Source organism: Micromonospora sp. NPDC047527 (assembly GCF_040643015.1).
Classification (GTDB): Bacteria; Actinomycetota; Actinomycetes; order Mycobacteriales; family Micromonosporaceae; genus Micromonospora.
Map to the genome: position 1 here is coordinate 145,959 of NZ_JBEYTK010000008.1, position 12,136 is coordinate 158,094.

The following is a 12,136-nucleotide window of genomic DNA, read 5'->3' on the forward strand; positions in this document are numbered from 1 at the left end:
GCCGCCCAGGGGCGGCCCGAAGGGTGAAACTACCTTACGGACCAGGTCTGATCCCTATCGGTGGTCAAGGAGCAGCGGTGAGCGAGCACGGCGGTGCCGGGCAGAACGGGCGGAACGCCGGCGGTGGGGCCAGTGTGGCCGGGATCGGCGAGTTCGGGCTGATCGGGCGGGTCACCGCCCGGTTGGCGATGGGCCCCACGACCCTGCTCGGCCCCGGGGACGACGCGGCGGTGGTGGCCGCACCGGACGGCCGGGTGGCGGCCTCCACGGACGTGCTGGTCGACGGCCGGCACTTCCGGCGGGACTGGTGCTCGGCGCGCGACGTCGGCCATCGGGCGGCGGCGGCCAACCTGGCCGACATCGCGGCGATGGGCGCCACCCCGACCGCCCTGCTGGTCGCCCTCTGCATGCCGGCGGATCTGGAGACGAGTTGGGCGGAGGGCCTGGCCGACGGGCTGGCCGCCGAGGCGGCCACGGTCGGCGCGAGCGTGGTCGGCGGGGACATGTCGGCCAGCCCCACCCTGACCATCGCGGTGACCGCGCTGGGTGACCTCGGCGGCCGAGCGCCGGTGGTGCGCTCCGGGGCCCGCCCCGGGGACGTGCTGGCCCTGGCCGGCCGCATCGGGTACGCGGCGGCCGGGCTGACCGTGCTCACCCGCGGCTTCCGGACGCCCCGACTGCTGGTCGAGGCGTACCGGCAACCGCAGGTGCCGTACGCGGCCGGGCCGCAGGGCGCCCTGCTCGGCGCCACCTCGATGATCGACGTGTCGGACGGGTTGCTCGCCGACGTGGGGCACGTGGCCAGGGCCAGCGGGGTGGCGATCGATGTGCGCCGGGACGCGTTCGAGGTGCCCCGGCAGATGGCCGATGCCGCGCGGGCGCTCGGCGTCGACCCGTACACCTGGATCCTGGCCGGTGGCGAGGATCACGCGCTGGCCGCGACCTTCCCCCCGGCGGTGGCGTTGCCGCCGGAATGGCGGCCGATCGGCCTGGTCACGGCCGGTGCCGGGGTCACGGTCGACGGGGCGTCCTACGACGGGCCGAGGGGCTGGGACCACTTCCGGTGAGGTCCCGCGCCGGCCGTACGCTGGACACCGTGAGTGAGATCGAGATCCGGCTGGCGCGGTTCGACGCGCCGGTGGCGCAGCAGTTGATCCGGGACGCGCTGGCCGACCTCGGGGCCCGCTACGGGGGCACCGGCGACGACACCCCGGTGGCCGCCACCGAGTTCGAGCCGCCGGACGGCGCGTTCCTCATCGCCTACCTGGGCGGCGAGCCGGTCGGCTGCGGCGGCTGGCGCAGCCACGGCCCGGACACCGCGGAGTTGAAGCGGATGTACACCGCCCCGGCGGCCCGTGGACGCGGCGTCGCGCGGACGGTGCTCGCGGCCGTCGAGCGTTCGGCCCGTGAGCAGGGCCGCAAGCGGATGGTCCTGGAGTGTGGGGACCGGCAGCCCGAGGCGATCGCCATGTACACGTCAGCCGGCTACGACCGGATCCCGAACTTCGGCTTCTACAAGGACGCGGAGGGCTGTGTGTCCTTCGGCCGCGTGCTCTGAGCAGCCGAGCCGGCCCGTGCCGACCCGGGTGCGGACACGACAGAGCCGGCGGACCGCAGAGGTCCGCCGGCTGAGCCGAACGAGAAGAGTGGGTGCCGCCGCGTCAGGCGCGGGTGACCTTGCCGGCCTTGATGCACGAGGTGCAGACCTGCAACTTCTTGGTGTTGCCGCCACCGGCCGGGGTACGCACCGACTGGATGTTCGGGTTCCAGCGGCGGTTGGTCCGCCGGTGCGAGTGGGACACGTTGTGGCCGAAGCCCGGTCCCTTGCCACAGACGTCGCACACGCTAGCCACGGGATACTCCTGGGATTGAAACGTTCATGAGGTCGCCGGCAGGTGCTGCCCGGGCAACCTGGTCAGGTTACCCGATGACCCGCCGACCCGGCCAACCGGCCCGGCCGGGCGGTCGTCCGCGGCCTGGCCTGGCGGTGGGTCCGACCGCCTGGTGGCGGACCGGCCCGGCGGCAACCGTACCGGAGGGGGTCACCCCGGCCCGGAGCACCACCGGCCCGGGGTCGAACGGACACGCCCGGCGAGTCCGACGCGTGTCGGTGCGCGCCAGTAGGCTTCGGGCCGTGCTGGACACCCTCGACGCCGCCGCGGTCCGCCGCTGGTGCGCGAGCGGGCTGGCCGCGCTCAAGCGCCACCAGGGCGAGATCGACCAGCTCAACGTCTACCCGGTGCCCGACGGTGACACCGGCACCAACCTGGTGCTCACCCTCACCTCGGCCCAGCAGGCCCTCTCGATGGACCTGGACACCCTTCCCGACAGCGGCCCGACCGCGCACGGGCACGCGTTGCGGCTGATGGCCCAGGGAGCACTGCTCGGCGCGCGGGGCAACTCCGGGGTCATCCTCTCGCAGATCCTGCGCGGCTTCGCCGACGCCGTCGCCGCGGTGCCGGCGGTGCGCGGCCGGGACCTGGCCGTCGCGCTGCGGTCCGCGACCTCCGCCGCGTACGCGGCGGTCGGTCAGCCCGTGGAGGGCACCCTGCTCACCGTGGTCGCCGCGGCAGCCGCCGCAGCCGAACGGTCCGACAGCGACGACCTGCCCACGGTGGCCCGGCTCGCGGCGCGGTCGGCGGCCGAGGCGCTGGAACGCACCCCGGAGCAGTTGCCGGCCCTGGCCCGCGCCGGCGTGGTCGACGCGGGCGGCCGGGGCTTCTGCGTCCTGCTCGACGCCCTCGTCGAGGTGCTCACCGGGGAGAGCGCCGCCCGGCCCGCGCCGGCACCGCGCACCGCCCGCCCGGCCGCCGTCGTCGCACGGGAGACCGGCTCCGAGGAGTACGCCTACGAGGTGCAGTACCTGCTCGACGCACGGGCCGACGCGGTGGCCGTGCTGCGCCGGGCGCTGGCCGCGCTGGGGGATTCGCTGGTGGTGGTCGGCGACGGGCGCGAGCCGGAAGCCACCTGGAACGTGCACGTGCACGTCAACGATGTGGGCGCGGCCGTCGAGGCGGGTGTCACCGCCGGTCGCCCGTACCGGATCTCGGTGACCCGCTTCGCCGACCAGCCGGGGCCGTCCCACGGCCCGGTCGAGGACGGCCGGGCCGCCGTGGTGGTCGCCACCGGCGTGGGGATCGCCGACCTGTTCGCCACCGAGGGTGCCACCGTGGTGCCGGGTAACCCGTCCATCGGCGAGCTGCTGGACGCGGTGCGCAGCACCGGTGCGGCCCGGGTGGTGGTGCTGCCCAACGACCCGAGCACCGGGGCGGTGGCGAGCGCGGCGGCCCGCGAGGCAGACCGCTACGGCATCAAGGTGAGCGTGGTGCCGACCCGCTCGCCGGTGCAGGCCCTCGCGGCCCTCGCGGTCCGCGACGGCACCCGCCGCTTCGAGGACGACGTGATCGCGATGGCCGAGGCGGCGGGCGCCTGCCGCTACGCCGAGATCTGCCACGCCAGCCGCGACGCGTTGACCGTCGCCGGCCCGTGCCGCCCCGGGGACGTGCTGGCGCTCGTCGAGGGGGAGGTGCACCTGATCGGCACCGACCTGACCGACACCTGCGCGGCGGTCGTCGACCAGATGCTCGGCGGCGGTGGGGAGCTGGTCACCCTGCTGGCCGGGGTGGACGCGCCCGCCGGGCTCACCGACGCCGTCCGCGCGCACGTCGCGCGGCGCTGGCCGTTCGTCGAGGTGCAGGCATACCCGGGCGGCCAGCCGTTCTATCCGCTCCTGGTGGGGGTCGAATGAGTGAGCCGGCCACGGTGGACACTCCGCTGAAGAAGCTCGTCGGCGACAAGACGGCCAAGGCCCTGGCCGCCCAGCTCGACCTGCACACCGCGGGTGACCTCGTCTACCACTTCCCGCGTCGCTACGACGAGCGCGGCGAGCACACCGACATCCGCTCCCTGGACGTCGGCGAGCAGGTCACCGTGCTGGCGCAGGTGCAGCGCACCGCCGTCCGCCCGATGCGCCAGCGCCGGGGCAACCTGCTGGAGGTGACCGTCGGCGACGGCTCCGGTGGTCTGCTGACGCTTACCTTCTTCGGCAACCAGGCGTGGCGCGAGCGGGAGTTGCGTCCGGGCCGGTGGGGGCTGTTCGCCGGCAAGGTCACCGAGTTCCGGGGGAAACGGCAGCTCAACGGCCCGGAGTACGTCCTGCTCGGCGAGGGCGGCGAGGGCGAGGCGGCGGTCAGCGACGAGATCGAGGAGTTCGCCGGTGCGCTGATCCCCGTCTACCCGGCCGCCGCCGCCGTCCCGACCTGGGTGATCGCCCGCTGCGTGCGCGTCGTCCTGGACACGTTCACCCCGCCGGAGGATCCGCTGCCGGCCACCGTGCGGGCCAGCCGCAACCTGGTCGGCCTGGGCACCGCCCTGCGGGAGATCCACCGGCCGTCCAGCAAGGAGGAGCTGTACCGGGCGCGGCGGCGGCTCAAGTGGGATGAGGCGTTCGCCGTCCAGTTGACGCTGGTGCAGCGCAAGCACCGCGCCGCCGACTGGCCGGCCCGTCCCCGTCCGGCACGCGCTGGTGGGCTGCTGGACGCGTTCGACGCCCGGCTGCCGTACGAGCTGACCGGCGGGCAGCGCGACGTCGGCGTGGAGATCGCCACGGACCTGGCGGCCCCGCATCCGATGCACCGTCTGTTGCAGGGTGAGGTGGGCTCGGGCAAGACGGTGGTGGCGTTGCGGGCGATGCTTCAGGTGGTGGACGCGGGCGGGCAGGCGGCGCTGCTGGCGCCCACCGAGGTGCTGGCCGCGCAGCACTACCGGGGCATGCGCGACCTGCTCGGGCCGTTGGGGCGGGCCGGCGAGCTGGATTCCGCCGAGCACGCCACCCAGGTCGAGTTGGTGACCGGCTCGCTGGGCGCGGCGGCCCGGCGTCGGGCGCTCGGCGAGGTGGCCAGCGGCAACGCCGGCATCGTGCTCGGCACCCACGCCCTGCTCTACGAGGGGGTGGACTTCGCCGACCTGGGTCTGGTGGTGGTCGACGAGCAGCACCGGTTCGGTGTGGAGCAGCGCGACGCGTTGCGGGCCAAGGCCGCCCAGCCGCCGCACGTGCTGGTGATGACGGCCACCCCGATCCCGCGCACGGTCGCGATGACCGTCTACGGCGACCTGGAGGTGTCCACCCTCTCGCAGCTGCCCCGGGGCCGGTCACCGATCGCCTCGCACGTGGTGCCGGCCGCCGAGAAGCCGGCCTTCCTGGACCGGGCGTGGCGCCGGCTGCGCGAGGAGGTGGCCGCCGGTCACCAGGCGTACGTGGTGTGCCCGCGGATCGGCGAAGGGCCGGTCAGCGACGAGGAGCCGCCGCCGGTCGACGACAACGGGCGCCGCCCGCCCCTCGCCGTGACCGAGGTGGCCCCGCTGCTGGCCGAGGGGCCGCTGCACGGGCTACGGATCGGCGTGCTGCACGGCCGTCTGCCGGCCGACGAGAAGGACGCGGTGATGCGCTCCTTCGCCGCCGGTGACCTGGACGTGCTGGTGGCGACCACCGTCATCGAGGTCGGTGTGGACGTGCCGAACGCGACCGTGATGATCGTGCTGGACGCCGACCGGTTCGGTGTCTCGCAACTGCACCAGCTGCGGGGCCGGGTCGGCCGGGGTTCCGCCGCCGGGCTCTGCCTGCTGGTCAGCGAGGCCGCCGAGGGGTCGTCGGCGCGGGAACGGCTGGACGCGGTCGCGTCCACCAGCGACGGTTTCAAGCTCGCCGAGCTTGATCTGGAGCAGCGCCGCGAAGGTGACGTGCTGGGCGCCACCCAGTCGGGGCACCGCTCACACCTGCGGCTGCTGTCCCTGCGACGCGACGCCGACCTGATCCGCGACGCCCGCGCCGAGGCGATTGTCCTCATCGAGGAGGACCCGGAGCTGACCCGCAACCCGGCGCTTGCCGCGTCGGTCGCGGCCCTGGTCGACGAGGACCGCGCGGAGTACCTGGAAAAGGGCTGACCGCCTGCTACCGCTGGCCGCCCCTTTCGCGCCCCTCGAACGGCTTGGGGGCCGATCGTCACGGCCGCCGGGCGGCGGGCACCTCCGCCCGTCCTTTGCTCTGCTTCAACGTACGCAACAGTCGCCGTCCGCATGCCGGACGGCGACTGTTGCGTGGGGGTAAGCAGAGCAAAGGACGCGTGATGACCTGTCCCCGGTGTCGCCGCCGGTCACTGCGGTGACCGCGATCTGGAGGCGGGGGACCGCGGCCGAGCCGGAAACGCCCGAGGGCGCGTCGACCGGGTGGTCGACACGCCCTCGGGTTCAGCGCGGTTCGGTTCAGACGGTGAAGCGGAGCCGGCGACGACGCGCCATCACGAACAGGCCCGCACCGGCGGCCAGGAGCACGATGGCACCGCCAGCGATCAGGGTGGTGTTCGTGCCGGTGAGCGGCAGGCCGCCACCCTCGCCGCCGCAGTCGGTCGGCTTGACCCACTTCACGGCCTCGGCCGGGTCGCCCTCCTCGCCCTCGATGCTGGGCGTGACGGTCAGACCCTCGTACGCGTCGAAGGAGACCTCGGTCTTCTTGCCCGGGATCAGTTCGAGCTTCTTGACGACGTTCTTCTCCGAGGTGAGCAGGACGGTCTCGGTGACGCCGTCCGCCGGGTTGTCGGCGGTGATGACCAGCACGTCACAGTCGAAGACGATCTCGAACACCGGGGCGTCGGGCTCCTCCGGCACCAGCGGGCCGGTCGGCTCGCTCGGCTGCGGGGTCGGCACCGGGCTGGTCGGGACCGGCTCGGTCGGAACCGGGCTGGTCGGAACCGGCTCGGTCGGGACCGGGCTGGTCGGGACGGGGGTCGTCGGCGCCGGGCTGGAAGGCTCGGCGCTCGGCGTCACGGTCGGCGACGCCGTGGGCGTCGTCGGCGTCGGGGTGGCCGTCGGCGGCGTGGTGCAGTTCTTCTTCACATTGGCTTTGCCGATGGCGGTGTTGGTGTGCAGCCGCCCGTTGCGCAGCCACTCGGCGGTGATCTTCACCTCGAGCGCCGCACCCTTGGTGGTGTACTGCACGCCGGTCACGTTGCCCTCGGACGGCTTCGGCAGGTTGGTGCCCGCCGCGATGCCGGTGATGGCGGTGCCGGACGGGGACCACACCTTGGTGATGGTGCCGGGGAGGTCGCGCTCGCTGTTCACCACCTTCCACTCAACGCGGTACACGCCCTTCGTGTCCGTCTTGCAGGCGGTGCCGGAGACGGTCGTGTGGTGCGCGAGCGCCGGGGTGGCGAAAGTCGCTGCACCGGTGAGGCCGATCAGCGCGCCCGCGACGATGGCCGCGATGCGCCGGAACGGAGACTTGGGAGGGTTCACGCAGGCTCCTGGTAAGGGTGTACGGATCACGTGCGGGAGGCCGGGAGGCCGAACGACCGGGTGGGTCGTCTGCTCACTGGGGTGTCGCGCGACGTGGTTCTGCTCCCGTGCGAGACGGGAACAGAGGGTGACTGTACTGACGACTCATGAATGAGGGGAGTTCAGATCATTGCCGTTAGGCAACTTGGCTGATTCGTGATCATTGATGAGCGGTGGGTGTTGTTCTGGTCACTGCTGGATCCACGTGGTGGCGATCCGCAGTGGACCGGGACCCCCACGGACACGCCGGCCGGGTGGCCGGCGCGCCCGTGGGGCCGAACAGGTCAGGCGGTGAAGGTCACCCGACGCCGCCGCGCGATGACGAAGAGCACCGCGCCCGCGATCAGCAGGGCGATCGCACCGGCGGCGATGCCGCCGGCCGCCGCACCGGTGACCGGGAGGCCCGGCTCGTCGCCGCCACCGCCACCGCCGCCGCAGTCTTCCTCCGGCGTGTAGATGGCTTCCAGCTCCAGCTCCAGGTCCGGCAGGGTGACGAGCGCCGACTCGGCCTTACCGGCCTTGAAGGTCACCTTCTCCGAGCCGCCGGCGGCCACCGTACGGGTCTCGGTCTTGTCGCCGTAGGTGAAGGTGGCCTTCACCGGGAGACCACCCTCGGGGTTGGTCACGGTGAGCGCGAAGTTCTTGCAGTCGGCCTCGGTGGTGACGGCCGGCAGGGGGCAGTCCTCGGGGCGCTGCCACGAGTACGTGCCGTTCTCGACCACCTTGCCGTCGACCAGCACCTCGATCTTGCCGGCGTTGGCAGCCGGCACCACGATGCTGTTGTCGGCCTTGCCGGCCTCGACGGAGACCTTCTTGGACCAGCCGTCCTCGCCCTTGACCTCGAACTCGACCGGGTACTTGCTGATCTTGCCGTCGTTGCTCAGCGAGACGGCCACCGATCCGTCGCAGTTGGACGCGAAGGTCGACGCCGGAGTGGTGCAGCTCTTGTCGCCGCCGTTGTACCAGCCCTGCACGCCCTTGGACCGGTTGCCCGGCGCGCCCGGCGAGCCGAGCTTCTTGTTGTCGTACCGCTTGCCGCCCTCGACCAGCGGGTCGATGACCTGCTCGCCGTCACCCCAGATCAGGTCGACCTGGGTGTGGCAGTCCGGGATCTCGACGTTCAGCTCGATCTCGGTCTGGGTGCCGCCGATCCAGTCGCTGTCCGGCGTGCCGTACACGTACTGCGGGGTGGCGAACTGCGGCCGCGGCGCGAAGTACGACACCAGCGTGAACCACTGCTTGCCCTCGCCGCACAGCGGCAGGTCACCGTCGAGCTTGACGGTGGCGGTGCCCTTCGGGCCGTCGAAGGTGTGGCTGTACTTGGCCTTGCTGGCGTCGACGCACTTCGGGGCCGGCGTGCAGGACTTGTCGGCGGCGAGGTTGACGCTGCCCTCGTTGGTGGCTTCCTTGCCGTTCTTCTTCCACTTGCCGAACACCGTCAGCTTGGCGGTGGCGGTGTCGCCCGGCACTCGCTGCACGGCCAGGACGGTGCCACCCTTGGGGATGACGAAGCCCTGGAGCGGGACCGCCTTGGCGCCCTCCACCGGCACGGTGACCTCGGTCGACGGCTGCGCGGTCACCCTCTTGAGCGTCACGGCCTTGTCGCGCTCGCTGTTCTGCACCTTCCACGTGATCACGCGCTCGCCGCTGAGCTGGTCACAGCTCGCGGTGGCGCTGATGGTGGTGTGGTGGGCGCTGGCCGGGGTGGCTACCGCGACGACCCCGGTGAGGCCGATGAGGGCGGCTCCCAGGACGGCCAGCGGTCGCCGTAGCGACAGCTTGGGACGGATCACGGGTACTCCTGGAGTGCTGAAGCGTCAGGGGTGTGGCAGGGGAGGGACTGTGGACGGTCGCTGCACGTCCGGACGGTGAAGCGTCCTCCCGATGCCGTGGGCCGGTGGGTTGCCGCCGGCACCCGGCAGACCCTAGCGAGATCGCCGCGAGTGATACAGGCCTCAGGATTCACTAAGGCTGATGATATGAATTTGAGATCATTGATATACGAGAAGTGATCACGTGATCGTCGTGTCGATACCTACCGTGTCGGTTGCCGGTCCCGGCGGGTCGCGTAGCGTCGGGGCCATGAGCAGGAGGAGGCGGTGACCCGGATCGTGGCCGGGACACTCGGCGGCCGGCGGATCGCCGCGCCCCCCGGCGCCGGCACCCGACCCACTTCGGACCGCGTCCGGGAGGCGCTCTTCAGCGCCGTCCAGGCCGAGGTCGATCTCGACGGGGCGCGCTTCGCCGACCTGTACGCCGGTTCCGGCGCGGTCGGGCTGGAGGCGCTCTCCCGGGGTGCCCGGCATGTCCTGTTGGTCGAGTCCGACGCGCGGGCGGCCCGGGTGATCCGGGAGAACGTGGCGACCCTGCGCGCCGGCCCGGCCGTCCGGCTGGTCTCCGGCAAGGTGGCGACGGTGCTGGCGGCCGGTCCGGACGGCGGCCCGTACGACGTGGTCTTCGCCGACCCGCCGTACGCCGTGCCGGATGCGGAGATCACCGCGTTGCTGACCGCGCTGGTCGACGGCGGCTGGTTGGCGCCGGACGCGCTCGTGGTGGTGGAGCGGTCCAGTCGCACCAGGCAGTTCGACTGGGTGGACGGGATCACCCCCGGGCGTAGTCGTCGTTACGGCGAGACCACGCTTTGGTACGGTCGCCGATCATGAGACGCGCGGTGTGTCCTGGCTCGTTCGACCCGGTGACCAACGGTCACCTCGACATCGTCGGACGGGCCAGTCGGCTCTTCGACGAGGTGATCGTCGGCGTGCTGGTGAACCAGTCGAAGAGCGGCCTGTTCACCGTCGAGGAGCGGATCGAGATGCTCCGCGAGGTGACCTCCTCGTACGGCAACGTGCGGGTCGAGTCGTTTCGGGGGCTGCTTGTCGACTTCTGTCGGGCCCAGCAGGCAAGCGTGTTGATCAAGGGTCTGCGGGCAGTCAGCGACTTCGACTACGAGCTCCAGATGGCCCAGATGAACATCGGGCTGGCCGGCGTCGAGACGCTCTTCATGCCCACCAACCCGCTCTACTCCTTCCTCTCCTCCAGCCTCGTCAAGGACGTGGCCAAGTGGGGCGGCGACATCTCGGCCCACGTCCCCGACCTGGTTCGAGAAGCTCTCCAAACTCGCCTAACCCCCCACCCCTAGCCCCGAACCCGCCCCCACCGCCCCCGCGATCTTGCAGTTGCGGTCGTCGGATCGTGCATTTTTGCGGCAATTGTCGAGGCAGAAAGTGCAAGATCGCCGGGATTGGGGGCCGGGGGCGTTGCGGAACGCGATGGCGGCGCGACGCGCCGGGTTGGGGTGGATGGGGCGTGGGTGGGGCGGGCAGGACATGATTGGTGGAGCGGGGAACCGGCCGTAGCCCGCATCATGGACGTCGGCCGACGAACGACAGGAGTGAGGTACCGGTGGACCCGCTCGATCGCATCGACGAACTGATCGCCATGGTGGAGCAGGCCCGCTCCGTCCCGATGTCGCGCAACAACTGCATGGTCGACCGGGGCGAGATGATCGCCGCTCTCGACGAGATGCGCGCCGAACTCCCCGCCGACCTGCGTCGCGCCGCCGCGCTCCTCGACGAGCGCGACAAGATCATGGAAGCGGGAAAGCGCGAGGCGGACCGGATCATCAGCGAGGGTGAGGCAGAACACGCCCGCCTGGTCTCCGTGAACGAAATCACCGTGTCGGCCGAGCACGAGGGTGCCCGGATCATCGCCGAGGCCCGGGCCGAGGCGCAGCGCCTGCGCGAGGAGGTCGACGACTACGTCGACACGGCGCTCGCCAACTTCGAGCAGTTCCTCACCCGGGCGCTCGCTTCGATAGAGCGTGGCCGGGACAAGATGCACGCACTACGAGAGATCGGCACCTTCGGTGGGGATGAGGCGGAACGCCCGCTACCCTTCTGAGCGGCACCTCACCAGCCGACACTCTAGGGCGGGCGTCGCCCCCGGTTCGACGGTCCGGCGGTCGCCCAGGTAACCTTTTTTGTCGGCCTCTCACCGGCCGGAGTCTAACTATGCCCAAGCGCTCGCCATCGACACTCGACCCCAGGTCGCCGCTGGTCCTCGACACGAGGGACCTGCCGCGCCGACCTGGCGCGTTGCGTGAGGTCCAGCGGGTCGTGGCGGCACCGACGGACCTCGGTGTGGAGTTGATCGGCGTGCCGGAGGGCGCGGACCTCAACCTCGATCTGAGGTTGCAGTCGGTGTCCGAGGGTGTGCTCGTCTCCGGGACCATCACCGGTCCCGTCCGGGGCGAGTGCGGGCGTTGCCTGCGCGAAATCAACAACTCGATGGCCGTGACGATCCAGGAGCTGTACGCGTACGAGAACAGCACCACGGACGCCACGACCGACGAGGACGAGGTGGGCCGGATGCAGGGCGATCTGATCGACCTGGAGCCGGCGCTGCGGGACGCGTTGGTGCTCACGCTGCCGACCAACCCGCGCTGCCGGGAGGACTGCCCAGGACTGTGCCCCGAATGTGGGGCGCACTGGGACGATCTGCCGGCCGACCACAGTCACCAGCAGGTCGACCCGCGTTGGGCGGGCCTGTCGCAACTGACCCGTACAGAGGAGTAAGAACCGTGGCCGTCCCGAAGCGCAAGATGTCGCGCAGCAACACCCGGTCCCGCCGGGCGAACTGGAAGGCGACCGTGGTCGCGACCGTCGCGTGCCCGCAGTGCAAGTCCCCGAAGCTGCCGCACGCCGCCTGCTCCGTCTGCGGCACCTACAACGGCCGCCAGGTTCTCGAGGTCTGACCTGGACGCCGAGTGACGCCCCCGACCCCAGGTCGGGCGGCGCGCGCACCC

Annotated in this window: 12 protein-coding genes; 9 read left to right on the forward strand and 3 right to left on the reverse strand. The window is 71.9% G+C overall.

The features are described 5' to 3' along the window. Positions 1–77: 77 nt before the first annotated feature. Together ABZ808_RS26390 and ABZ808_RS26395 are read left to right on the forward strand one after the other, a co-directional pair. Positions 78–1,067 (forward strand): thiamine-phosphate kinase, encoded by a 990-nt coding sequence (locus ABZ808_RS26390; RefSeq protein WP_357011473.1) that lies wholly within the window; start codon positions 78–80, stop codon positions 1,065–1,067. Between the two features lie 29 nt (positions 1,068–1,096). After that, positions 1,097–1,558, forward strand: coding sequence for a GNAT family N-acetyltransferase (locus ABZ808_RS26395; RefSeq protein ID WP_357011475.1), 462 nt, complete (start codon positions 1,097–1,099; stop codon positions 1,556–1,558). A 103-nt stretch (positions 1,559–1,661) separates the two neighbouring features. Here the strand turns inward: ABZ808_RS26395 and rpmB are convergent, their stop codons facing one another. Further along, entirely contained in the window at positions 1,662–1,853 is a 192-nt protein-coding gene (gene rpmB, locus ABZ808_RS26400; RefSeq protein WP_007456456.1) for a 50S ribosomal protein L28, read from the reverse strand. A 281-nt stretch (positions 1,854–2,134) separates the two neighbouring features. On the opposite strand from rpmB, the gene ABZ808_RS26405 reads away from it, so the two are divergent. Further along, positions 2,135–3,748, forward strand: coding sequence for a DAK2 domain-containing protein (locus tag ABZ808_RS26405; RefSeq protein WP_357011477.1), 1,614 nt, complete (start codon positions 2,135–2,137; stop codon positions 3,746–3,748). Then, positions 3,745–5,943, forward strand: coding sequence for an ATP-dependent DNA helicase RecG (recG, locus tag ABZ808_RS26410; protein ID WP_357011479.1), 2,199 nt, complete (start codon positions 3,745–3,747; stop codon positions 5,941–5,943). The genes ABZ808_RS26405 and recG overlap by 4 nt, the downstream gene beginning before the upstream one ends. 318 nt (positions 5,944–6,261) lie before the next feature. On the opposite strand, the gene ABZ808_RS26415 is transcribed toward recG, so the two are convergent. Together ABZ808_RS26415 and ABZ808_RS26420 are read right to left on the reverse strand one after the other, a co-directional pair. Beyond that, entirely contained in the window at positions 6,262–7,290 is a 1,029-nt protein-coding gene (locus ABZ808_RS26415) for an LPXTG cell wall anchor domain-containing protein (RefSeq protein ID WP_357011481.1), read from the reverse strand. A gap of 323 nt (positions 7,291–7,613) precedes the next feature. Next, entirely contained in the window at positions 7,614–9,122 is a 1,509-nt protein-coding gene (locus ABZ808_RS26420; RefSeq protein WP_357011483.1) for a cell wall anchor protein, read from the reverse strand. A gap of 306 nt (positions 9,123–9,428) precedes the next feature. Here ABZ808_RS26420 and rsmD point away from each other — a divergent pair, with 306 nt between their 5' ends. From rsmD to rpmF, 5 genes are all read left to right on the forward strand, one after another. Next, complete coding sequence (gene rsmD, locus ABZ808_RS26425) at positions 9,429–9,992, forward strand: 16S rRNA (guanine(966)-N(2))-methyltransferase RsmD (protein WP_357011485.1); 564 nt, start codon at positions 9,429–9,431, stop codon at positions 9,990–9,992. Continuing rightward, entirely contained in the window at positions 9,989–10,471 is a 483-nt protein-coding gene (gene coaD / locus ABZ808_RS26430; protein ID WP_357011487.1) for a pantetheine-phosphate adenylyltransferase, read from the forward strand. The genes rsmD and coaD overlap by 4 nt, the downstream gene beginning before the upstream one ends. Positions 10,472–10,734: 263 nt before the next feature. Beyond that, the gene (locus ABZ808_RS26435) at positions 10,735–11,232 is read left to right on the forward strand and encodes a hypothetical protein (protein ID WP_089017300.1); all 498 of its coding nucleotides are present in this window, start codon (positions 10,735–10,737) and stop codon (positions 11,230–11,232) included. A gap of 110 nt (positions 11,233–11,342) precedes the next feature. Continuing rightward, a complete protein-coding gene (locus tag ABZ808_RS26440; RefSeq protein WP_357011489.1) occupies positions 11,343–11,906 on the forward strand; it encodes a YceD family protein in 564 nt (187 codons plus the stop codon). A 5-nt stretch (positions 11,907–11,911) separates the two neighbouring features. Next, positions 11,912–12,085, forward strand: coding sequence for a 50S ribosomal protein L32 (gene rpmF, locus ABZ808_RS26445; RefSeq protein ID WP_030335284.1), 174 nt, complete (start codon positions 11,912–11,914; stop codon positions 12,083–12,085). The last annotated feature ends 51 nt before the right edge of the window (positions 12,086–12,136 follow it).